Genomic DNA, 21,674 nt, shown 5'->3' on the forward strand with positions numbered 1-21,674 from the left:
ACCAGGAGTTTCCCTGATGTTTACAGCGCCTCGGGCGGAATGCGCGGGGCAGCGTCTACGGCATTGTCAGTGCCGTGGTGTGCAATGGATCTCGTGCCCGCACTGCAAGAACCGCTCAAGAAGGTGCTCGGCCCCGCCACCGCGAAGGTGATGGCCGAGCACCTCGGCCTGCACACCGTCGGCGACCTCCTGCACCACTACCCGCGCAGATACGAGGAGCGCGGCCAGCTCACCCACCTCGCCGACCTCCCCATGGACGAGCACGTCACGGTGGTCGCCCAGGTCGCCGACGCCCGCCTGCACACCTTCGCCTCGGCCAAGGCCCCCCGCGGCAAGGGCCAGCGCCTGGAGGTCACCATCACCGACGGCAGCGGCCGGCTCCAGCTGGTCTTCTTCGGCAACGGCGTCCACAAACCCCACAAGGAGCTGCTGCCGGGCACCCGCGCGATGTTCGCCGGCAAGGTCTCCGTCTTCAACCGCCGCCTCCAACTAGCCCACCCCGCCTACGAGTTGCTGCGGGGCGACGGCGAGGAGGCGATCGAGACCTGGGCCGGTGCGCTGATCCCCATCTACCCCGCCACCGCCAAACTGGAGTCCTGGAAGATCGGCAAGGCGGTGCAGACGGTCCTGCCCAGCGTCCAGGAGGCCCTGGACCCCCTGCCCGACACCCTGCGCGCGGGCCGCGGCCTGCTGTCGCTCCCCGAGGCCCTGCTCAAGATCCACCGCCCGCACACCAAGGCCGACATCGCCGACGCCCGCGCCCGCCTGAAGTGGGACGAGGCCTTCGTCCTCCAGGTCGCCCTGGCCCGCCGCCGGCACACGGACGCCCTGCTGCCCGCCGTAGCCCGCGTCCCCAAGGCGGACGGCCTGCTCACGGCCTTCGACGACCGCCTCCCCTTCACCCTCACCGAGGGCCAGCAGAAGGTCTCCGAAGAGATCTTCGCCGACCTGGCCGCCACCCACCCGATGCACCGGCTGCTGCAAGGAGAGGTCGGCTCGGGCAAGACCCTGGTCGCCCTGCGCGCCATGCTCGCCGTGGTCGACGCCGGCGGCCAGGCGGCCATGCTCGCGCCCACCGAGGTCCTCGCCCAGCAGCACCACCGCTCGGTCACCGAGATGATGGGCGAACTCGCCGAAGGCGGCATGCTGGGCGGCGCCGAGCAGGGCACCAAGGTCGTCCTGCTCACCGGCTCCATGGGCACGGCGGCCCGCCGCCAGGCCCTGCTCGACCTGGCCACCGGCGAGGCGGGCATCGTCATCGGCACCCACGCCCTGATCGAGGACAAGGTCCGGTTCCACGACCTCGGCCTGGTCGTGGTGGACGAACAGCACCGCTTCGGCGTGGAACAGCGCGACGCCCTGCGCGGCAAGGCGCACTCCCAGGGGGAGCGGCGGTCCCCGCACCTCCTCGTCATGACGGCCACCCCCATCCCGCGCACGGTCGCCATGACGGTCTTCGGCGACCTGGAGACCTCGGTCCTCGACCAGCTCCCGGCCGGCCGCTCCCCGATCGCCACCCACGTCGTCCCGGCCGCCGACAAACCCCACTTCCTGGCCCGCGCCTGGGAACGGGTCCGCGAGGAGGTCGCGAGCGGCCACCAGGCGTACGTGGTCTGTCCGCGCATCGGTGACGAGGAGGACGACCCGAAGAAGGCCGGCAAGAAGAAGTCCCCCGAGGACGAGGCGGAGAAGCGGCCCCCGCTGGCCGTGCTCGACGTGGCCGCCGAGCTGGGCCGCGGCCCCCTGAAGGGCCTGAAGGTCGAGGTGCTGCACGGCCGTATGCACCCGGACGACAAGGACGCCGTGATGCGCCGCTTCGCCGCCGGCGAGACGGACGTGCTCGTCGCCACCACGGTCATCGAGGTCGGCGTCAACGTCCCCAACGCCACGGCCATGGTCATCATGGACGCCGACCGCTTCGGCGTCTCCCAGCTCCACCAGCTGCGCGGCCGGGTCGGCCGCGGCTCGGCCCCCGGCCTGTGCCTCCTGGTCACCGAGATGCCCGAGGCCAGCGCCGCGCGCCAGCGCCTGGCCGCCGTCGCCTCCACCCTCGACGGCTTCGAACTCTCCCGCATCGACCTCGAACAGCGCCGCGAGGGCGACGTCCTCGGCCAGGCCCAGTCCGGCGCCCGCTCCAGCCTCCGGGTTCTGGCGGTCATCGAGGACGAGGAGGTCATCGCGGAGGCGAGGGAGGAAGCGGCGGCGGTCGTGGCGGCCGATCCCGAGCTGGAGCGGCTGCCGGGTCTGCGGACGGCCCTGGAGGCGTTGCTGGACGAGGAGAGGGAGCAGTACCTGGAAAAGGGGTGAGCTGCAGCGCGCCCGGAAGGGGCGCGGGGCCGTCGTCCGTGTGCGGCTACCACCGCGCGGGCACGACCAGCCACAATGGACCTCAAACCGCCCACCACGAAGGACCCCACATGACCCGCGTGATCGCCGGCAGGGCCGGCGGACGGCGCCTCTCGGTACCTCCCGGCACCGGAACCCGCCCCACCTCCGACCGCGCGCGCGAGGGCCTCTTCTCCACCTGGCAGTCCCTCCTCGGCGGCCCCCTGGACGGCGAACGGGTCCTCGACCTCTACGCCGGCTCGGGCGCCGTGGGCCTGGAGGCCCTGTCCCGGGGCGCGAGCCACACCCTGCTGGTGGAGGCGGACGCCCGAGCCGCGCGGATCGTCCGCGAGAACGTGAGGAACCTGGGCCTTCCCGGCGCCGAGGTCAGGGCGGGCAAAGCGGAACAGGTCATTCGGCAACCGGCGCCGGAAGAGCCGTACGACCTGGTCTTTCTCGACCCTCCGTACGCCGTCACGGACGACGATCTTCGGGAGATTCTCCTCACACTCGCCTCGGAAGGCTGGCTCGCTGAGCAAGCGCTCGTCACCGTGGAGCGCAGCACCAGAGGTGGCGAATTCCAGTGGCCGGACGGCTTCGAGGCGATCCGGTCCCGTCGCTACGGCGAGGGAACGTTTTGGTACGGTCGCGCCGCCTCTACGTGCGAAGACGCACGATGACCGGACCGGAGAGCGAGGGATCACAAGTGCGCCGCGCCGTCTGTCCCGGGTCGTTCGACCCGATCACCAACGGACACCTCGACATCATCGCCCGAGCCTCCCGTCTCTACGACGAGGTCTACGTCGCGGTGATGATCAACAAGGCCAAGAAGGGCCTGTTCGAGATCGAGGAGCGGATCGAGCTGATCCGCGAGGTCACCTCCGAGTACGCCAACGTCCGGGTCGAGGCCTTCCACGGCCTCCTCGTCGACTTCTGCAAGCACCGCGACATCCCCGCCATCGTCAAGGGCCTGCGCGCCGTCAGCGACTTCGACTACGAGCTGCAGATGGCCCAGATGAACAACGGCCTCACCGGCGTCGAAACGCTGTTCGTGCCCACCAACCCCACGTACAGCTTCCTCTCCTCCTCCCTCGTCAAGGAGGTCGCGGCCTGGGGCGGCGACGTCTCCCACCTGGTGCCCGCCCCGGTGCTGGAGGCCCTGAACAAGCGCCTGCACAAGGACTGATGGGGCTACAGTCGTCCCGTCCGTCTCCAACCCGGCTGTAGAGAGTGGCGAGCACAGGTGGACGTGCAGAAGAAGCTCGACGAGATCGTCTCCACGGTCTCCGGCGCCCGGTCCATGCCCATGTCGGCGTCGTGCGTGGTCAACCGCGCCGAGCTGCTCGCGATGCTCGACGAGCTGCGCCAGGCGCTGCCCGGCTCCCTCGCCCAGGCGCAGGAGCTGATCGGCGACCGTGAGCAGATGGTCGAGCAGGCCCGGCTCGAAGCCGAGCGGATCATCGAGAACGCGCACGCCGAGCGCGGTTCGCTGATCTCCGACACCGAGATCGCCCGCCGCTCCCAGGCCGAGGCCGACCGCATCCTCGCCGAGGCCCGCAAGGAGGCCGAGGAGATCCGCGCCGAGGCCGACGACTACGTCGACTCCAAGCTCGCCAACTTCGAGGTCGTCCTCACCAAGACCCTCGGCTCGGTCGGCCGCGGCCGCGAGAAGCTCCTCGGCACCGGCCCCGGCCTGGACGAGAACGGTTACGAGGACGAGGACGCCCCCGAGCGCAGCCACGACCCGCAGATCCTGCGCCAGAACGCCGACCAGTACGTCGACGCCAAGCTCGGCGCCTTCGAGGCGGTCCTCGCCAAGACCCTGGAGGCCGTCGGCCGGGGCCGGCAGAAGCTGCACGGCCGGATCGCCACCGACGACCTCGGCGCCCTCGCCGACGACACCACGACCTTCCAGCACTCCAGCGACGCCGACTACCTCGCCGACCTCGCCGCCCTCGCGGACAGCGACCGCGCGGCGGAGCGGCAGCAGGAGCGGCCGGAGCCGGCCCAGCCGTCGTACGACCCGCAGCCCGCCTACGGCTACCAGCAGCAGCCGGACCCGTACGCGGGCTTCCCGCAGCAGCCGGAGTACGCCCCGCAGCAGGACCCGTACGGCTACCAGCAGGCCGACCCCTATGCCTACCAGGGCTACGACCCCCAGCAGGCCGCTTACGACTCCCAGCAGGCCCACCAGACACAGCAGCCCCAGCAGCAGGGGCAGCAGCAGGGCTACGCCCTCGACGAGACCAGCCTCTTCGACACGAGCATGATCAGCGCGGAGCAGCTGAGGGCGTACGAGCAGGGCCGGGGGCTGTAGCCCGCACCGGATTGGGCGCTGAGCGAAAGGTCCAGTATCCTGGCTCTTCGGTCGCGCGTATGCCCGCGATCACCGCTGCCCGGAACACCTGCGGGCGGCGTCCCTCCGAGTTCGCAGATCGAAAGCAGGAATGGCTTCCAACGCCCGCCTCGACCACCGCAACCCCCTCGTGTTCGACACGCACGAGCTGGGCCGGCGTCCTGGCGCGCTGCAGCGCCTGACCCGCGAGATCGACGCTCCCAGGGATCTCGGCATCCAGGGGGTCATCGGAGTGCCGGAAGGCACCCCGGTGGAACTCGAACTCCGCCTCGAATCGGTCATGGAAGGTGTGCTTGTCACAGGCACCGCCCGTGCAACGGCCGAGGGAGAGTGCGTAAGGTGTCTGGAGCCGGTCGAGCTGGAGCTCGAAGCGGACTTCCAGGAGCTGTTCTCGTACCCTGACGCCGACGACCGGGGCCGCGTGATCGCGGAACCGGGCGACGACGCCGAGGACGACGAGGACAGGTTCTTCCTCGAGGACGGCCTGTTCGACCTCGAACCCGTGCTGCGCGATGCGGTGGTGCTCGCACTGCCGATGCAGCCGGTGTGCCAGGACGACTGCCCGGGCCTGTGCTCCGAGTGCGGAGCGCGGCTCGCGGACGACCGGGACCACCACCATGACGCCGTCGACATCCGTTGGGCGGCTTTGCAGGGACTCGCCGGTTCGATGACGGACGGCGAGAAGGACGAGATGAGCGGCGCCGAAGCGGGCGTCGACGAGAAGCAGGAGAAGTAGCCGTGGCTGTTCCGAAGCGGAAGATGTCGCGCAGCAACACGCGCCACCGCCGGTCGCAGTGGAAGGCTGCGGTCCCCACCCTGGTTGCGTGCGAGCGCTGCCACGAGCCCAAGCAGCAGCACATCGCGTGCCCGTCGTGCGGCACCTACAACAAGCGCCAGGTCCTCGAGGTCTGAGCGGCTGGTGAGAGGCACTGTGTCCACGCCGAAGAAGAACTCAGCGGACAACCAGGCCTCGTCCCACACGCTTCTGGAAGGGCGGCTCGGCTATCAGGTCGAGTCCGCCCTTCTGGTGCGAGCGCTGACCCACCGTTCCTACGCGTACGAGAACGGCGGTCTGCCGACGAACGAGCGGCTGGAGTTCCTCGGGGACTCCGTGCTCGGCCTCGTCGTCACGGACACGCTGTACCGCACCCACCCCGACCTGCCGGAAGGCCAGCTGGCCAAACTGCGGGCCGCGGTGGTCAACTCGCGTGCGCTGGCGGAAGTGGGGCGCGGCCTCGACCTGGGCGCCTTCATCCGGCTCGGCCGGGGTGAAGAGGGCACGGGCGGCCGGGACAAGGCATCCATCCTCGCCGACACCCTGGAAGCGGTGATCGGCGCGGTCTATCTCGACCAGGGCCTCGACGCGGCCTCCGAACTGGTGCACCGCCTGTTCGACCCGCTGATCGAGAAGTCCTCCAACCTGGGCGCCGGCCTGGACTGGAAGACGTCCCTCCAGGAGCTGACCGCGATCGAGGGGCTCGGCGTGCCCGAGTACCTGGTCACGGAGACCGGCCCCGACCACGAGAAGACCTTCACTGCTGCCGCCCGCGTCGGAGGCGTCTCGTACGGCACCGGCACCGGCCGCAGCAAGAAGGAGGCGGAGCAGCAGGCCGCCGAGTCCGCCTGGCGATCCATCCGGGCCGCCGCGGACGAGCGGGCCAAGTCGGTCAAGGAGCCGGCCAGGGAGCCCGTGAAGGATTCGGCCGACGAAGCCCTCGCGGGCGACGACTCGCCGTCCGCCACCGCCTGAGCAAGCAGGAAGCGAGCGCCCGCCCGGCCGTCGACGCCGGGTCGGGCGCTCGGTTCGTCCACCGGTCCGTACGGTTCTGACAGGGGTCGAGATGCCCGAGTTGCCCGAGGTGGAGGTCGTCCGGCGGGGCCTGGAGCGCTGGGTCGCCCACCGGACCGTCGCCGAGACCGAGGTGCTGCACCCGCGTGCCGTGCGTCGGCATGTCGCGGGGGCCGAGGACTTCGCGCACCGGCTCAAGGGCCACCACATCGGCACGCCCCGGCGGCGCGGCAAGTACCTGTGGCTGCCGCTGGAGGAGACGAACCAGTCCGTCCTCGCCCACCTCGGCATGAGCGGCCAGCTGCTGGTGCAGCCGCAGGACGCGCCGGACGAGAGGCACCTGCGCATCCGGGTCCGGTTCGCCGACTCCCTCGGCACCGAACTCCGCTTCGTCGACCAGCGCACCTTCGGCGGCCTGTCGCTGCACGACAACACCCCCGAGGGCCTGCCCGACGTCATCGCGCACATCGCCCGCGACCCCCTCGACCCGCTCTTCGACGACGAGGCCTTCCACCAGGCGCTGCGCCGCAAGCGGACCACGATCAAACGGGCCCTGCTGGACCAGTCGCTGATCAGCGGGGTCGGCAACATCTACGCGGACGAGGCCCTGTGGCGGGCCCGCATCCACTACGAACGCCCGACGGCGAACCTCACCCGCCCGGTCACGGCGGAGCTGCTCGGGCACGTCCGGGACGTGATGAACGCGGCCCTCGCCGTCGGCGGCACCAGCTTCGACAGCCTGTACGTCAACGTCAACGGCGAGTCCGGCTACTTCGACCGCTCCCTGGACGCGTACGGCCGTGAGGGCCTGCCCTGCAAGCGCTGCGGCACCCCGATGCGGCGCCGCCCGTGGATGAACCGGTCCAGCTACTTCTGCCCGAGGTGTCAGAGGGCGCCGCGCGTCTCGTCGTAACGGGCGCGGGCCTCCAGCACGTCGTCCATCGCGCCCTCCACGCAGTGGATGAGCGCCAGCAGCCGCTCGGCGACCCGCCGGCCCAGGGGCGTCAGCTCGTAGTCCACGCGGGGCGGGTTCGTCGGCTGGGCCTCGCGGTGCACCAGGCCGTCGCGCTCCAGCGCGTGCAGCGTCTGGGACAGCATCTTCTCGCTCACCCCGTCCACGCGCCGGCGCAGCTCGTTGAAGCGCAGCGAGCCCTCGTACAGCGCGCCGAGCGTCAGCCCGCCCCAGCGGCCCGTGACGTGCTCCAGCGTGTCGCGTGACGGACAGGCCTTGGCGAAGACGTTGTACGCGAGGTCGTCCTGCTCCTGGGTGGTGGTGCTCATAGCAGCAAGGGTACGTCCGCACAGCGCTCACCACCAGGTTGCACTAACTAGAGGTTAGTGCTTTCCTGTGGTTACTGCTTGCGAGCTGCTCTCTTCTCCGAGCTGCCGCTTTCCGTTGCCTTTTCGAGGAGTCCGCATGACCACGCCCGTCGTCTCCATCGCCTACCACTCCGGCTACGGACACACCGCCGTGCTCGCCGAAGCCGTCCGCGCCGGGGCCCTCGACGCGGGTGCCGAGGTGCACCTGATCAAGGTCGACGAGATCACCGAGGAGCAGTGGGAGACGCTGGACCGCTCCGACGCGATCGTGTTCGGCTCGCCCACCTACATGGGCACCGCCTCCGGCGCCTTCCACGTCTTCGCCGAGGCCAGCTCCAAGCGGTGGTTCGGCCAGGACTGGAAGGACAAGCTGGCCGCCGGCTTCACCAACTCCGCCTCCAAGAGCGGCGACAAGCTGCACACCCTGCAGTTCTTCCAGACGCTCGCCGCCCAGCACGGCATGCACTGGGTCAACCTCGGCCTGCTGCCCGGCTGGAACAGCAGCACCGCCTCCGAGAACGACCTCAACCGCCTCGGCTTCTTCGCCGGCGCCGCCGCCCAGAGCAACAACGACCAGGGCCCCGAGGGCGTCCACAAGGCCGACGTGGCCACCGCCGAGCACCTGGGCCGCCGGGTGACCGAGACGGCCAAGGTCTTCGCACGCGGCCGCACCGCCGCGTAACGCTCCCGCCGGGCGGCCTCAGTACATCAACGCTGCGACCTGCGACTTAGCTGTCGGTGGTTGTCAGCGTTGGTCGTCGTTGAGGACCCTTCGACGGCCCGGAGACGGCCCCGTCTGAGCCGGTGCAGGTGGTGACCATGGGGGTGCAGTGAGATTGTCGCAAGGTGAGTCTGTGGCTCGATTGGTCGCTTGACGGGGTCGGCAGTGCTGGCGAGGAAGTGGAAGACGTGATGGCAGCTGCCCGCGCCGTTGAAATCTCCGTTGAGCGCGCACGACGGGTCTTCGAGGCCGACTCTCAGTGGAAGACGCTGAGGGACGCCGTGGACCGCATGAAGGTGCGCATGCTCGACGAGGGGCGTAAGGCGCTGGCACGGGGTGAGGAATGGGGGGCAACGATCGAGGGCGTGCAAGTTCGCCTCAAGCCACGTGAGTGAGTGCGGCTTGCCCCGGCCACGACGTGTTCTGACCTCATGCACTGTGTGCCCGCCCGGAGGAGCGGAGCGACGACGGGTGCTTGATGAGGCGGAGAAACCAGTAACGGGCCGCTGGGCTCAGCTGCTCAGGCGGTACTCAAGGACGTATGAGCCAGTGTCCAGGAGCATCCGATTGACCTCGACCTCAGTCCGCGGGCGTCGAGACCGGCCGGGACAACGGTATGCACGCGTTGCGGCACTTCTGCGCCTCGGTGCTGCTGGACGCGGGGGAGAGCATCAAGGTACTGAGTGAGTACCTGGGGCACCACGACCCCGGCTTCACGCTGCGGACGTACACGCACCTGATGCCGTCGAGCGGGACCCGGACCCGGGCCGCCGTGGATCGCGTCTTCGCAGACGGGAACCCACGGCCCGGACACGGCCCAGGAGAGTGCTTAGCCGTCTGACCTGCGGCTATCTCAATAGCCGAAGTCCTGCGTCCACCAAGGCCCGTCCGGGCCGAAGTGGACGCCGACGCCGAGGGTCTTGAAGTCGGGGTTCAGTATGTTGGCGCGGTGGCCGGGGCTGTTCATCCAGGCCTGCATCACGGCCGCCGCGTCGGCCTGGCCGCGGGCTATGTTCTCCCCGCCGAGATCGGTGACGCCGGCCGCAGCGGCCCGGTCCCACGGTGTCCTGCCGTCCGGGTCGGTGTGGTCGAAGAAGTCCCGCGCGGCCATGTCGTCGCTGAACGACTCGGCCAGCTTCGTCAGCGAGGAGTTCGCCGCCAGCGGGCTGCAGCCGGCCTTCGCCCGCTCCTCGTTGACCAGCTTCAGCACCTCGGCCTCGACGGCGGCCTCCCGCGACACCGTCACCGGCGTCGAGGACGGCGCCGGCGCCTTGGTGGCCGTACGGGACGGGGCGCCGCTCGGCTTGGCGGGCGCGGACGGCCTGGCGGGTGCGGACGGCCTGGCGCGCTCGGACGGGGTCGTCCTGGGTGCGGACTTCCCGGCCGCCGTCTTCGACGGGGTCGCCGTGGGGGACGCGGGTTTCGACGGCGACGGCGACGCCGACCTGGAGGGGGAGGCCGAGGCCGAGTCGGAGGCCGACGGGCTCGGGGACCTCCCGTGCCCGGCGGTGCCGCCGGCGGGCGTGGTGGCCGGGGCCTCGGCGATGCCAGAGGTGCCGCCCTGCTCGCCGGCCGTGTTGCTGGGGGAGTGCACGGGTTGCACCCGCTCCCCGCCGGTGGTCTGCGTACCGCCGCCGAGCTGGTAGTGGTCCAGGCCGGGTACCACGCCTGCGGCCACCGCGGCCGTACCGAAGGCCACGGCCGCCGACACACCGAGCAGGCCCGCGCGCACCGGCCGGCCGGACCTGCTGCGCCGGCGACGGTCGGGGGACGGCCCGCCGGGCGTGAAGCCACCGGAACCGGAGCCGGAACCCGACCCGGTTGCGGCCGACGCGGGGTCGTCGTCCGTCGCGAACAGATAGGCCTGAGCCTTGGTGGTGGCCTCGGCGTAGGCCTCGGGGTTCAGGTAGGGCGCGATGCCCATGGGTATCTGCCGGCCCCCCGCGGACGAGTTCCAGGGGTCCTCGCTCCCGGAGCCGGAGCCCTGCGTGTGGGTGCCCCCCGTGGCGCGGCCCGGGGCGGCGCGGCCGGCGGCGGAGCGTCGGTGGCGTCCCATGTCCTTGCCCTCTTCCTCGTCCTCGCGGTCGACCCGGTGCGGCACGGCGAGCGACTCGCTGCTGAGTGACTCCCTCTGGCCGACCCGACTCACTCGATCGAGTGAGTTTCATGTGCAATTCATTGGGTCCGGACGGTACCCCATGCCGCTGCTGGGCGATGTGTCCCAAGTGACACCGGCCGGTTAGGTTGCACCCATGAGCGAGGAAGTACGACTGGTCGCCTGGGTCCGTGGACACGTGCAGGGCGTGGGTTTCCGCTGGTTCACGCGTGCCAAGGCGCTGGAGATCGGCGGGCTGAGTGGCTTTGCTCTCAATTTGGCCGACGGCCGGGTCCAGGTGGTCGCCGAGGGTGCGCGGGAGGGCTGCGAGGGCCTGCTGGACTGGCTCCAGGGCAGCGACACGCCCGGGCGCGTGGAAGGCGTCACCGAGATCTGGGACACACCCCGCGGCGGTTACGACGGCTTCGCCATCCGGTGAGCCGGGGCCGTCCGGGTCCGGGTCCGGACGCGCGGCAAGCTGCCGGGGGCATGTGCGAATACGGAAACGCCCTGGTGGTTGCCAACAGGGGCGGGGCATGGCAGGCTCCGCTGGTACTGCTGGTCGCCACGCCCTGAGGGCCCGGAGGAGTCGCAGCGCCGCCGTTTTTCCGGCCGCTCACCCCGGTTTGCCCGCCAATACAGGGCGTGATCGTGTTGACCGTCAAACTTTTTGGTGAGACGCTGAAAGCCCCGCGCACCTTAGCTGTTTGGCATGGAACAACAGCAGAGCAACACCCGGATGTGCCAAGCACCGCGGGTGCGAATCCCTCACGACCCACACCGCATCGGTCGGTCACTCAGTGTGGAGGACCATCCATCATGGCAAAGGCGCTTCTCGGTTACGTCGGCGGCTCCGACCCTCGACTCCTCGCCGAGATGCGACGGCTGCAGCAGCGCGTCCAGGACCTGGAGTCCGAGCTCGTACGGATCCAGGCGGAGAACGAAGCGCTGACGGCTGCCGCCTCTCAGGACAGGATCATGGAGAGCATCGACGCACACCAGGCGGAGCCTGCGCTCACCTGATCGTTGCTACGCTCCACAACAGCAGTCACAGCGATCGGGCTGCCCGTATCAACCGCTCAGTTGATCGGACGACTGGGACCCAGTCGTCAGAGTTGCAAGGGACGCTTCGGCGTCCCTTCTTTCTTTGCCCCCGCTTTCTTTCCCCCCGCATCCTTTCACCTTCTTCAACGTCTGGTGTGCCCTGCATGTTCAGTGACGAAACCGCGGGGTTGCGAGGGTTCATGGAGTGAGATAGCGGCGCCGGGTAGAGTCCAGCGGCGTGCACCTCAAGGCCCTGACCCTCCGCGGGTTCAAGTCGTTCGCCTCGGCAACCACGCTCCGCTTCGAACCCGGGATCACGTGTGTCGTCGGACCGAACGGTTCGGGCAAGTCCAACGTCGTGGACGCGCTCAGCTGGGTCATGGGCGAACAGGGCGCCAAGTCGCTGCGCGGCGGCAAGATGGAGGACGTCATCTTCGCCGGCACCACCGGCCGTCCGCCGCTGGGCCGCGCCGAGGTGTCCCTGACCATCGACAACTCCGACGGGGCGCTGCCCATCGAGTACGCCGAGGTCACCATCACGCGGATCATGTTCCGCAACGGCGGCAGCGAGTACCAGATCAACGGCGACACCTGCCGTCTGCTCGACATCCAGGAACTCCTCTCCGACTCCGGCATCGGCCGCGAGATGCACGTCATCGTCGGCCAGGGCCAGCTCGACTCCGTCCTGCACGCCGACCCCATGGGCCGCCGCGCCTTCATCGAGGAGGCGGCCGGCGTCCTCAAGCACCGCAAGCGCAAGGAGAAGGCGCTGCGGAAGCTGGACGCGATGCAGGCCAACCTCGCGCGCGTGCAGGACCTCACCGACGAGCTGCGGCGCCAGCTCAAGCCCCTGGGCCGCCAGGCGGCGGTGGCCCGCCGGGCCGCCGTCATCCAGGCCGACCTGCGCGACGCCCGCCTGCGGCTGCTCGCCGACGACCTCGTCCGGCTGCGCGAAGCCCTCCAGGCCGAGATCGCCGACGAAGCCGCCCTGAAGGAGCGCAAGGAGACCGCCGAGCAGGAACTGAAAAAGGCCCTGCACCGCGAGGCCCTGCTGGAGGAGGAGGTCCGCCGGCTCGCTCCCCGCCTCCAGCGCGCCCAGCAGACCTGGTACGAGCTGTCCCAGCTGGCCGAGCGGGTGCGCGGCACCGTCTCGCTGGCCGACGCCCGGGTCAAGAGCGCCACCTCCGCCCCGCCCGAGGAGCGGCGCGGCCGGGACCCGGAGGACCTGGAGCGCGAGGCCGCCCGCATCCGCGAGCAGGAGGCCGAGCTGGAGGCCGCCCTGGAGGCGGCCCAGCGTGCGCTGGACGACACCGTCGCCCACCGCGCCGAGCTGGAGCGGGAACTGGCGGCCGAGGAACGCCGGCTGAAGGACGTCGCCCGCGCCATCGCGGACCGCCGCGAAGGGCTGGCCCGCCTCTCCGGGCAGGTCAACGCGGCCCGCTCGCGCGCCGCCTCCGCCCAGGCCGAGATCGACCGGCTGGCCACGGCCCGCGACGAGGCCCAGGAACGCGCGGTCCGCGCCCAGGAGGAGTACGAGGCCCTCCAGGCCGAGGTCGACGGGCTCGACGCCGGCGATGCCGACCTGGCCGAGCAGCACGAGGCCGCGAAACGGCGGCTCGCCGAGGCCGAGGCCGCCCTGAGCGCGGCCCGCGAGGCGGTCACCGCGGCCGAACGCCGGCGCGCCGCGACCCAGGCCCGCCATGAGGCGCTGGCGCTGGGCCTCCGGCGCAAGGACGGCACCGGAATACTGCTGGGTGCCCGTGACCGGCTCACCGGGGTCCTGGGCCCGGCGGCGGAGCTGCTGAGCATCACCCCCGGCTACGAGGTCCCCCTGGCCGCGGCCCTCGGCGCGGCAGCGGACGCGATCGCCGTGACGAACCCCGCAGCAGCGGCCGAGGCGATCAAACTCCTGCGCAAGCAGGACGGCGGCCGAGCGGCACTCCTCCTGTCGGGCACGCACGAGGACACGCCCCCCGGGCCCACGGGACAGGCACCCGACAGCGACAGGTGGGCGCCCCTCAGGGACGTGGGGAACGGCGCGACCAGCCACAGCGGACCCGCGGACAACCGACCGCCCGGCACTCCTCTCCACGCGGACAACCGGCCACCCGCCACCCCCTCCCACGCGGACAACCGGCCACCCGCCACCCCCTCCCACGCGGACGACCGGCCACCCGGCACCCCCCTCCCCGCGGCCGACCTCGTCCGCGGCCCCGCCGACCTCATGCCCGCCGTACGCCGGCTCCTGCGCGACACCGTCGTGGTGGACACCCTGGACGACGCCGAGGCCCTGGTCTACGCCCGCCCGGAACTGACCGCCGTAACCGCCGAAGGCGACCTCCTGGGCGCCCACTTCGCGCACGGCGGCTCCGCCGGCGCCCCCAGCCTGCTGGAGGTGCAGGCCTCCGTGGACGAGGCCGCAGCCGAGCTTGCCGAGCTGGAGGTGCGCTGCCGAGAGCTGGCCGAGGAGCAGCGGACCGCGGCCGAGCACCGCAAGCAGGCCGCGGCCCTCGTGGAAGACCTCGCGGAGCGCCGGCGGGCCGCCGACCGGGAGAAGTCGGCCGTGGCCCAGCAGCTGGGCCGCCTGGCCGGACAGGCCCGGGGTGCCGCGGGGGAGGCCGAGCGGTCGGCCGCGGCGGCGGCCCGCGCGCAGGAGGCGCTGGAGAAGGCCGTACAGGAGGCCGAGGAGCTGGCCGAGCGGCTGGCCGTCGCCGAGGAGATGCCGGTGGAGGAGGAGCCGGACACCTCGGTGCGGGACCGGCTCGCCGCCGACGGGGCCAACGCCCGGCAGACCGAGATGGAGGCCCGTCTCCAGGTCCGTACGCACGAGGAGCGGGTCAAGGGGCTCGCCGGCCGCGCCGACGCGCTGGACCGGGCGGCCCGGGCGGAGCGCGAGGCACGCGCGCGTGCCGAGCAGCGGCGGGCCCGGCTGCGGCACGAGGCGGCGGTCGCGGAGGCCGTCGCCTCCGGCGCCCGGCAGCTGCTCGCGCACGTCGAGGTGTCCCTGGCCCGGGCCGAGCAGGAGCGTTCAGCGGCCGAGGCCGCCAAGGCCCGGGGCGAGCAGGAGCTGGCCGCCGCCCGCACGGCGGGCCGCGAACTGAAGGCCGAACTCGACAAGTTGACGGATTCGGTTCACCGGGGCGAGGTACTCGGCGCCGAGAAGCGGCTGCGCATCGAGCAGCTGGAGACCAGGGCGCTGGAGGAACTGGGTGTCGAACCGGAGGGACTGGTGGCGGAGTACGGACCGCACCAGCTCGTGCCTCCCTCGCCCCCCGCCGACGGCGAGCAGCTGCCCGAGGACCCCGAGCACCCGCGGCACCAGCCGCGCCCCTTCGTCCGCGCCGAGCAGGAGAAACGGCTCAAGGCGGCCGAGCGGGCGTACCAGCAGCTGGGCAAGGTCAACCCGCTGGCGCTGGAGGAGTTCGCGGCGCTGGAGGAGCGGCACAAGTTCCTGAGCGAACAGCTGGAGGACCTGAAGAAGACCCGCGCCGACCTGCTCCAGGTGGTCAAGGAGGTCGACGAGCGCGTCGAGCAGGTGTTCACCGAGGCGTACCGGGACACCGCCCGCGAGTTCGAGGGCGTCTTCAGCCGGCTGTTCCCGGGCGGTGAGGGCCGCCTGGTGCTGACCGACCCCGACAACATGCTCACCACGGGTGTGGACGTCGAGGCGCGGCCGCCGGGCAAGAAGGTCAAGCGGCTGTCGCTGCTCTCGGGCGGCGAGCGGTCGCTGACGGCCGTCGCGCTGCTGGTGTCGATCTTCAAGGCCCGGCCGAGTCCCTTCTACGTCATGGACGAGGTCGAGGCGGCGCTGGACGACACCAACCTGCAGCGGCTGATCCGGATCATGCAGGAGCTGCAGGAGGCCTCGCAGCTGATCGTGATCACGCACCAGAAGCGCACGATGGAGGTCGCCGACGCGCTCTACGGCGTCTCCATGCAGGGCGATGGTGTGTCGAAGGTCATCTCCCAGCGACTGCGGTAACTATCTGTTCAAGAAGTGAACACAATCCCCTCGGGCCTATCTCAAAACTCACAGCGGTCGACCTATTGACTTCGAAACTTGAAGGCATAGTCTCTGCAACGTTGCTTTTACCTTCAGGTGTCACCACCTGAGAGGGCTCACCCCACACGGCAGCGTTGCCGTGGCCCGAGGAGAAACACGTGACCAGCACAGCGCAGGCACCCCAGTCAGGAGCCAGGACGGCTCACCCCGAACATCTCGGGCACGTCATCTTCATCGCGGCGGCTGCCGCCATGGGCGGTTTCCTTTTCGGTTACGACAGCTCCGTGATCAACGGCGCCGTCGAGGCCATCCGGGACCGTTACGACATCGGGTCCGCCGCCCTGGCCCAGGTCATCGCGATCGCCCTGATCGGCTGTGCCATCGGCGCCGCCACCGCGGGCCGCATCGCCGACCGCATAGGCCGCATCCGGTGCATGCAGATCGCCGCCGTCCTCTTCACGATCAGCGCCGTCGGCTCCGCTCTGCCCTTCGCGCTGTGGGACCTCGCCTTCTGGCGCATCGTCGGCGGCTTCGCCATCGGCATGGCCTCCGTGATCGGCCCGGCCTACATCGCCGAGGTCGCCCCGCCCGCCTACCGCGGCCGGCTCGGCTCCTTCCAGCAGGCCGCGATCGTCGTCGGCATCGCCATCTCCCAGCTGGTCAACTGGGGCCTGCTCAACGCCGCCGGCGGTGACCAGCGCGGCAAGCTGATGGGCCTGGAGGCCTGGCAGGTCATGCTCGGCGTGATGGTCGTCCCGGCCGTCCTCTACGGCCTGCTCTCCTTCGCGATCCCCGAGTCCCCGCGCTTCCTGATCTCCGTCGGCAAGCGGGACCGTGCCCGCGAGATCCTCGCCGAGGTCGAGGGCGACATCGACCTCGACGCCCGCGTCGGCGAGATCGAGCTCGCCATGAGGAGCGAGCACAAGTCGAGCTTCCGTGACCTGCTCGGCGGCGGCTTCTTCTTCAAGCCGATCGTCTGGGTCGGTATCGGCCTGTCGGTCTTCCAGCAGTTCGTCGGCATCAACGTCGCGTTCTACTACTCCTCGACGCTGTGGCAGTCGGTCGGTGTCGACCCGACGGACTCGTTCTTCTACTCCTTCACGACGTCGATCATCAACATCGTCGGCACCGTGATCGCGATGATCTTCGTGGACCGCGTCGGCCGCAAGCCGCTCGCCCTCATCGGCTCGGTCGGCATGGCCGTCGGCCTCGCCCTGGAGGCCTGGGCGTTCAGCCACGACCTGGTCGGCGGCAAGCTGCCGAGCACGCAGGGCTGGACCGCCCTGATCGCCGCCCACGTGTTCGTCCTCTTCTTCGCCCTGTCCTGGGGCGTGGTCGTCTGGGTCATGCTCGGCGAGATGTTCCCGAACCGGATCCGTGCCGCCGCCCTGGGTGTGGCCGCCGCCGCGCAGTGGATCGCCAACTGGGCCATCACCGCGAGCTTCCCGTCGCTGGCCGACTGGAACCTCTCCGGCACCTACGTGATCTACACCGTCTTCGCCGCGCTCTCCGTCCCGTTCGTCCTGAAGTTCGTCAAGGAGACGAAGGGCAAGTCCCTGGAGGAGATGGGCTGAGCCTCCCGCCGAGGCTCCCCGCGCTCGGGGAGAAGGGCCAAGTCCCCGCTGCCCCTCTCCTCGTACCGTCCGCCGCCCCCGGCCCGGCCACTGCCCGGACCGGGGGCGGCGGTGTCGTACGGCCCGGCGCCCGCGGCGGGTGGGACGGGCACCGGCGCCTGCGGCCTGCGTGCCCTGCGCGCGCGGCTCACTTCGAGAGGGCCGGAAGGACCTGCTCCGCGAACAGCCTGAGGCTGCGCCAGCCCTCTTCCACCGGCATCCCGCCCGCCAGCGGATGCAGTACCAGACTGTCCAGGCCCTGGGCCACGCACTGCTGCGGGGTGAGGATCCGGTACACGCCCTCGGCGCGCAGCTCCGCCACGGTCGTGGCGCCGGACCGTACCGCCGAGCGGATACCGGCCGACTGCCAGGAGGCGTAGGTGCGGGCCTCGTGCAGGAAGTGCCCGCCGTACTCGGCCCACGCCCGGTCCGGGTCCTCGGCGAGGTGGAGCAGCGGGGTCTCGGCGGCCGGCATCATCGTCCAGCCCTCGGTGCCGTACTCGGTGAGCTTCTCCTTGTAGTACGCCTCCAGCTCCGGCAGGTGCGCGCTCGGGAAGAACGGCAGACCCAGCCGGGCGGCCCGGCGGGCGGCGGCCCTGGAGGAGCCGCCGACCAGCAGCAGCGGATGCGGATCGGTGTACGGGCGCGGGGTGAGCCGTACCCTGCGGCCCCGGTGGTCGAACTCCTCGCCGGTCCAGGCCGTCAGCAGCGTCTCCAGCAGCTCGTCCTGGAGCCGGCCCCGGCGCTGCCAGTCCACGCCGAACAGGCCGTACTCCTCGGGCCGGTAACCGATGCCCGCCACGGTCACCAGCCGCCCGCCGCTCAGCAGGTCCAGGACGGCGATGTCCTCGGCCAGCCGCAGCGGGTCGTGCAGCGGGCCGATCACCGCCGACACCGTCACCGCGATCCGGCGGGTCGCCCCGAACACCGCACCCGCGAAGGTGAACGGCGACGGCAGCCAGTTGTCCTCGGCGCCGTGGTGCTCCTCGGTCTGCACGGTGGCGATGCCGTGCTCGTCGGCGTACGCGGCCATCTCCAGGGCGGCCCGGTAGCGGGCGGACAGGGCGGCGGGCGCGGCGCCGGGGGCGACGAGGTTGAAGCGTACGACCGTGACGGGCATGGGAAGGTCCCCCTCCGGTGCTGCGGTGGAGGGGGACCATAGTTGACGGTGCGTCAGATCGCCAGGCTTACGCTTGCGGGATGACCGAACCCGAACCCGAACCCGAACCCGCACGCCCGACCACGGACCCGCGGGCCGAGGCCGAGCGCGGCCGGGTCGCGCTCTGGCTCGAACCGGACGACCTGCGGTGGCTGGCCCGGCACTGCTGCTGCCCGGACGACGCCGACCAGGAGACCCGGGACCGGTGCGGCCGGCTGCGCTTCCGGGCGAGCGCCGCCCTGCACAAGAGCGGCCTGCCCAGGGAGAGCGCAAGGCCCTCCGGCGGGAGCGGTGGGCGCTCCGGCGGGAGCGGCGCGTCCGGCTGAGGCGCCTCAGACGCCGGCGGTCTCGCGCTCCCCGGCCGGCTCCGCCGGCGCGTCCCGCTCGGCCGATCCGGCCGGGCGAGCCACCGCCGGCTTCGGCAGGACCAGGTAGAGCACGCCCGAGACCACGATGGTCGCGACCCAGCCGAGGCCGTACTCGCCGATCACGTTGTTCGTCGCCAGCGGCCCGGTGAACCAGTCCGACGTGGTGAACAGCAGCCCCGACACCAGGCCCACCGCCCAGGCGGCCACGGCCGCGGGGGAGAAGCCGCCCCGGTACCAGTAGGCACTGGTGCGGGTGGTGTCGGCCATGGCCCGGCCGTCGTACTCCGTGCGCCGCAGCATGTCCGCGCCGAACACGCCGACCCAGGCGGAGAACGCGACCGCCAGCAGCGACAGGAAGGCGATGAACGAGCCCATGAAGCTCGTCGCCACCAGCATCAGCACCCCGCCGAAGACCAGCGAGATCACGGCGTTGACCGAGACCGCCCAGTGCCGCGGCACCTTGAAGCCCAGGGTCTGCGCGGTGAAGCCCGCCGAGTACATCGACATCGAGTTGATCAGCAGCATGCCGATCAGTGCGATGAACAGGTACGGCACGGCGATCCAGGTCGGCAGGATCTCGCCGAGGAAGGACACCGGGTCGCTCGCCGAGGCCAGGTCCGGCGTGGAGACGGCCATGACCGCGCCCATCAGGACCATGGGCAGCACGACGACACCGGCGCCGCCCACCGCCGTCCCCACGATCGCCCTGGACGACGCCGTGCGCGGCAGGTAGCGGGTGAAGTCGGGGGCGGACGGGATCCAGCTGACGCCGCCCGCCGCGATCATGCCGATACCGGTGATCACCGCGGCCGTGGAGCCGGCGCCGTGGTCCAGCACCTTCGACCAGTCGGTGTTCGCCACCAGGTACCCCAGCACCAGCACGGAGAAGGCACCGAAGAGGTAGGTCGCGTACTTGTTGCACCTCTGCACGGCGTTGATGCCGAGCCCGGAGATCGCGAAGGTCGCGACGACGAACACCAGCAGCATCACCATGTCCAGCACGCTGTTCGCCTTCAGGCCGAACACGATGTCCAGGATGGTGAGCATCGCGTACGCGCCGGTCACCGCGTTGATCGTCTCCCAGCCCCAGCGCGCGACCCAGATCAGCGAACCGGGCAGCAGATTGCCGCGCTGCCCGAAGACCGCCCGCGACAGCGCCATGCCGGGCGCGCCGCCCCGCTTGCCCGCGATGCCGATCAGGCCGACCAGGCCGTACGACACGATCGGCGCCGCCACCGCGACGACCAGCGCCTGCCAGATGTTCAGGTGGTACGCCACGACCAGGCTCGCGCCCATCGTCAGCAGCAGGACGCTGATGTTCGCGCCGACCCAGGTGGGGAAAAGCTCCCGGGTCCTCGCGGTGCGCTCGTGGTCGGGGACCTGCTCGATACCCCGGGTCTCGAGAGCGCCTTCGGTCTCGACGGTTTTGCTCATGAAAAACGGGCCAGACGTGGGGGGACAGGGGGACGTGGGGACTCTACGCGCGTGGACAGAGCCGCCACCATCGTACTTTGCTCCGAGTCCTCGTATTACGTGGCCTTTGTCTCTCGGACGAAGGCACAAACGGGGCTCTCGCGAACCCCATGGCCGATACTGGTCGGGTTATGGAAACCGTCATCCTTGCTGTAGTCATCGCCGTGGTCGTGCTCGTCGCGCTCGGCGGGCTGGTCGTGGGCAGCCGGCGCCGGAAGCCGCTGCCCCCGCCGCCCCCCAGGACGCCCGACATCACCGCGCCCCCGGCCGAGCCGCATGTCGGCGACGAGGCCGAGACGCCGCGCGACGAACCGCGCCGGACGATCGAGGAGGTGGATCTTCCCGGCGGCCCCGCAGTCGTCGTAGAGGAGCCTCCTGTTGTCGAGGTTCCCGAGCTCGAGATCCCGGAACCCACCGCGGGCCGGCTCGTCCGGCTGCGCACCCGCCTGTCCCGCTCGCAGAACGCCCTCGGCAAGGGCCTGCTCACGCTGCTCTCCCGCGAGCACCTGGACGAGGACACCTGGGAGGAGATCGAGGACACGTTGCTCACCGCCGACGTCGGCGTGCAGCCCACCCAGGAACTGGTCGAGCGCCTGCGCGAACGCGTCAGGGTGCTCGGCACCCGCACCCCCGAGGAGCTGCGCGGCCTGCTGCGCGAGGAGCTGCTCAAGCTGGTCGGCACCGACGTCGACCGCACGGTGAAGACCGAGCCGGAGGACCGCAAGCCCGGCATCGTGATGGTCGTCGGCGTCAACGGCACGGGCAAGACCACCACCACCGGCAAGCTCGCCCGCGTGCTCGTCGCCGACGGCCGTACGGTCGTCCTCGGCGCCGCCGACACCTTCCGGGCCGCCGCCGCCGACCAGCTCCAGACCTGGGGCGAGCGCGTCGGCGCCTACACCGTGCGCGGACCGGAGGCCGGCGACCCCGCCTCCGTCGCCTTCGACGCGGTCAAGGAAGGCAAGGAGATGGGGGTCGACGTCGTCCTCATCGACACCGCCGGGCGCCTGCACACCAAGACCGGCCTCATGGACGAGCTGGGCAAGGTCAAGCGGGTCGTGGAGAAGCACGCGCCGCTGGACGAGGTGCTGCTCGTGCTCGACGCGACCACCGGGCAGAACGGCCTGGTGCAGGCCCGGGTGTTCGCCGAGGTCGTGGACATCACCGGCATCGTGCTGACCAAGCTGGACGGTACGGCCAAGGGCGGCATCGTCGTCGCGGTCCAGCGCGAGCTGGGCGTGCCGGTCAAGCTCGTCGGGCTCGGCGAGGGCGCGGACGACCTCGCGCCGTTCGAGCCGGAGGCGTTCGTGGACGCCCTGATCGGTGACTGACCACCCGGGGACGTTCCCGGTTGGCCGGCGGAAGGCTCCCGCCCCCGAGGTGCAGTCGGGGACGGGAGCTTCGTCGT

General features: G+C 71.0%; 20 protein-coding genes and 1 pseudogene. 17 read left to right on the forward strand and 4 right to left on the reverse strand.

The window, feature by feature from the left end; all coding sequences use genetic code 11:
• Positions 1-84: 84 nt before the first annotated feature.
• From recG to mutM, 8 genes are all read left to right on the forward strand, one after another.
• Positions 85-2,307 carry an ATP-dependent DNA helicase RecG gene (gene recG / locus S1361_RS27745; RefSeq protein WP_208034637.1) on the forward strand — a complete coding sequence of 741 codons (2,223 nt, stop codon included), beginning with the start codon at positions 85-87 and terminating at the stop codon, positions 2,305-2,307.
• A gap of 38 nt (positions 2,308-2,345) precedes the next feature.
• Entirely contained in the window at positions 2,346-3,005 is a 660-nt protein-coding gene (gene rsmD, locus S1361_RS27750) for a 16S rRNA (guanine(966)-N(2))-methyltransferase RsmD (RefSeq protein WP_279577628.1), read from the forward strand.
• A gap of 26 nt (positions 3,006-3,031) precedes the next feature.
• Positions 3,032-3,511, forward strand: coding sequence for a pantetheine-phosphate adenylyltransferase (gene coaD / locus S1361_RS27755; RefSeq protein WP_208036795.1), 480 nt, complete (start codon positions 3,032-3,034; stop codon positions 3,509-3,511).
• Positions 3,512-3,568: 57 nt separating this feature from the next.
• On the forward strand, positions 3,569-4,642 hold the full coding sequence (locus S1361_RS27760) for an ATP synthase F0 subunit B (RefSeq protein ID WP_208034639.1): 1,074 nt from the start codon (positions 3,569-3,571) through the stop codon (positions 4,640-4,642).
• A 130-nt stretch (positions 4,643-4,772) separates the two neighbouring features.
• The gene (locus S1361_RS27765; protein ID WP_208034640.1) at positions 4,773-5,417 is read left to right on the forward strand and encodes a YceD family protein; all 645 of its coding nucleotides are present in this window, start codon (positions 4,773-4,775) and stop codon (positions 5,415-5,417) included.
• 2 nt (positions 5,418-5,419) lie between these two features.
• Positions 5,420-5,593, forward strand: coding sequence for a 50S ribosomal protein L32 (rpmF, locus tag S1361_RS27770; protein ID WP_003951102.1), 174 nt, complete (start codon positions 5,420-5,422; stop codon positions 5,591-5,593).
• 7 nt (positions 5,594-5,600) lie between these two features.
• Positions 5,601-6,431 carry a ribonuclease III gene (gene rnc, locus S1361_RS27775; protein WP_425087403.1) on the forward strand — a complete coding sequence of 277 codons (831 nt, stop codon included), beginning with the start codon at positions 5,601-5,603 and terminating at the stop codon, positions 6,429-6,431.
• Between the two features lie 91 nt (positions 6,432-6,522).
• Positions 6,523-7,383 (forward strand): bifunctional DNA-formamidopyrimidine glycosylase/DNA-(apurinic or apyrimidinic site) lyase, encoded by an 861-nt coding sequence (mutM, locus tag S1361_RS27780; protein WP_208034641.1) that lies wholly within the window; start codon positions 6,523-6,525, stop codon positions 7,381-7,383.
• Here the strand turns inward: mutM and S1361_RS27785 are convergent.
• Positions 7,356-7,751, reverse strand: coding sequence for a winged helix-turn-helix transcriptional regulator (locus S1361_RS27785; protein ID WP_208034642.1), 396 nt, complete (start codon positions 7,749-7,751; stop codon positions 7,356-7,358). The genes mutM and S1361_RS27785 overlap by 28 nt on opposite strands.
• Positions 7,752-7,887: 136 nt before the next feature.
• On the opposite strand from S1361_RS27785, the gene S1361_RS27790 reads away from it, so the two are divergent.
• The 3 genes and pseudogenes from S1361_RS27790 to S1361_RS27800 all read left to right on the forward strand — a co-directional run.
• Positions 7,888-8,472 (forward strand): flavodoxin family protein, encoded by a 585-nt coding sequence (locus S1361_RS27790; RefSeq protein WP_208034643.1) that lies wholly within the window; start codon positions 7,888-7,890, stop codon positions 8,470-8,472.
• A 164-nt stretch (positions 8,473-8,636) separates the two neighbouring features.
• On the forward strand, positions 8,637-8,906 hold the full coding sequence (locus S1361_RS27795) for a hypothetical protein (RefSeq protein WP_208034644.1): 270 nt from the start codon (positions 8,637-8,639) through the stop codon (positions 8,904-8,906).
• 176 nt (positions 8,907-9,082) lie between these two features.
• Positions 9,083-9,352, forward strand: a pseudogene (locus S1361_RS27800) (tyrosine-type recombinase/integrase); the annotation flags it as partial.
• A 12-nt stretch (positions 9,353-9,364) separates the two neighbouring features.
• Here the strand turns inward: S1361_RS27800 and S1361_RS27805 are convergent.
• The gene (locus S1361_RS27805; RefSeq protein WP_208036797.1) at positions 9,365-10,567 is read right to left on the reverse strand and encodes a CAP domain-containing protein; all 1,203 of its coding nucleotides are present in this window, start codon (positions 10,565-10,567) and stop codon (positions 9,365-9,367) included.
• A 196-nt stretch (positions 10,568-10,763) separates the two neighbouring features.
• Here S1361_RS27805 and S1361_RS27810 point away from each other — a divergent pair, with 196 nt between their 5' ends.
• From S1361_RS27810 to S1361_RS27825, 4 genes are all read left to right on the forward strand, one after another.
• Positions 10,764-11,045: an acylphosphatase gene (locus S1361_RS27810; protein ID WP_208034646.1), complete on the forward strand. Its 282-nt coding sequence runs from the start codon at positions 10,764-10,766 to the stop codon at positions 11,043-11,045.
• Positions 11,046-11,425: 380 nt separating this feature from the next.
• A complete protein-coding gene (locus S1361_RS27815; RefSeq protein WP_014675251.1) occupies positions 11,426-11,629 on the forward strand; it encodes a hypothetical protein in 204 nt (67 codons plus the stop codon).
• A gap of 259 nt (positions 11,630-11,888) precedes the next feature.
• A complete protein-coding gene (locus S1361_RS27820; RefSeq protein ID WP_208034647.1) occupies positions 11,889-15,632 on the forward strand; it encodes an AAA family ATPase in 3,744 nt (1,247 codons plus the stop codon).
• 179 nt (positions 15,633-15,811) lie between these two features.
• Positions 15,812-17,227 carry a sugar porter family MFS transporter gene (locus S1361_RS27825; protein WP_208034648.1) on the forward strand — a complete coding sequence of 472 codons (1,416 nt, stop codon included), beginning with the start codon at positions 15,812-15,814 and terminating at the stop codon, positions 17,225-17,227.
• Positions 17,228-17,414: 187 nt separating this feature from the next.
• Here the strand turns inward: S1361_RS27825 and S1361_RS27830 are convergent, their stop codons facing one another.
• On the reverse strand, positions 17,415-18,386 hold the full coding sequence (locus tag S1361_RS27830; RefSeq protein WP_208034649.1) for an LLM class flavin-dependent oxidoreductase: 972 nt from the start codon (positions 18,384-18,386) through the stop codon (positions 17,415-17,417).
• Positions 18,387-18,466: 80 nt separating this feature from the next.
• Here S1361_RS27830 and S1361_RS27835 point away from each other — a divergent pair, with 80 nt between their 5' ends.
• Positions 18,467-18,751: a hypothetical protein gene (locus tag S1361_RS27835; RefSeq protein ID WP_208034650.1), complete on the forward strand. Its 285-nt coding sequence runs from the start codon at positions 18,467-18,469 to the stop codon at positions 18,749-18,751.
• A 6-nt stretch (positions 18,752-18,757) separates the two neighbouring features.
• On the opposite strand, the gene S1361_RS27840 is transcribed toward S1361_RS27835, so the two are convergent.
• On the reverse strand, positions 18,758-20,227 hold the full coding sequence (locus S1361_RS27840; protein WP_208034651.1) for a cytosine permease: 1,470 nt from the start codon (positions 20,225-20,227) through the stop codon (positions 18,758-18,760).
• A gap of 170 nt (positions 20,228-20,397) precedes the next feature.
• Here S1361_RS27840 and ftsY point away from each other — a divergent pair, with 170 nt between their 5' ends.
• On the forward strand, positions 20,398-21,597 hold the full coding sequence (gene ftsY / locus S1361_RS27845) for a signal recognition particle-docking protein FtsY (protein WP_208034652.1): 1,200 nt from the start codon (positions 20,398-20,400) through the stop codon (positions 21,595-21,597).
• Positions 21,598-21,674 lie beyond the last annotated feature (77 nt).

The sequence above is a fragment of the Streptomyces cyanogenus genome (genome assembly GCF_017526105.1).
Classification (GTDB): domain Bacteria; phylum Actinomycetota; class Actinomycetes; order Streptomycetales; family Streptomycetaceae; genus Streptomyces; species Streptomyces cyanogenus.

Coding starts and splice junctions, on each gene's coding strand:
- recG (WP_208034637.1), top strand. CDS start 85: ATGGATCTCGTGCCCGCACTGCAAGAACCGCTCAAGAAGGTGCTCGGC.
- S1361_RS27765 (WP_208034640.1), top strand. CDS start 4,773: ATGGCTTCCAACGCCCGCCTCGACCACCGCAACCCCCTCGTGTTCGAC.
- mutM (WP_208034641.1), top strand. CDS start 6,523: ATGCCCGAGTTGCCCGAGGTGGAGGTCGTCCGGCGGGGCCTGGAGCGC.
- S1361_RS27785 (WP_208034642.1), bottom strand. CDS start 7,751: ATGAGCACCACCACCCAGGAGCAGGACGACCTCGCGTACAACGTCTTC.
- S1361_RS27790 (WP_208034643.1), top strand. CDS start 7,888: ATGACCACGCCCGTCGTCTCCATCGCCTACCACTCCGGCTACGGACAC.
- S1361_RS27805 (WP_208036797.1), bottom strand. CDS start 10,567: ATGGGACGCCACCGACGCTCCGCCGCCGGCCGCGCCGCCCCGGGCCGC.
- S1361_RS27810 (WP_208034646.1), top strand. CDS start 10,764: ATGAGCGAGGAAGTACGACTGGTCGCCTGGGTCCGTGGACACGTGCAG.
- S1361_RS27815 (WP_014675251.1), top strand. CDS start 11,426: ATGGCAAAGGCGCTTCTCGGTTACGTCGGCGGCTCCGACCCTCGACTC.
- S1361_RS27830 (WP_208034649.1), bottom strand. CDS start 18,386: ATGCCCGTCACGGTCGTACGCTTCAACCTCGTCGCCCCCGGCGCCGCG.
- S1361_RS27835 (WP_208034650.1), top strand. CDS start 18,467: ATGACCGAACCCGAACCCGAACCCGAACCCGCACGCCCGACCACGGAC.
- S1361_RS27840 (WP_208034651.1), bottom strand. CDS start 20,227: ATGAGCAAAACCGTCGAGACCGAAGGCGCTCTCGAGACCCGGGGTATC.
- ftsY (WP_208034652.1), top strand. CDS start 20,398: ATGGAAACCGTCATCCTTGCTGTAGTCATCGCCGTGGTCGTGCTCGTC.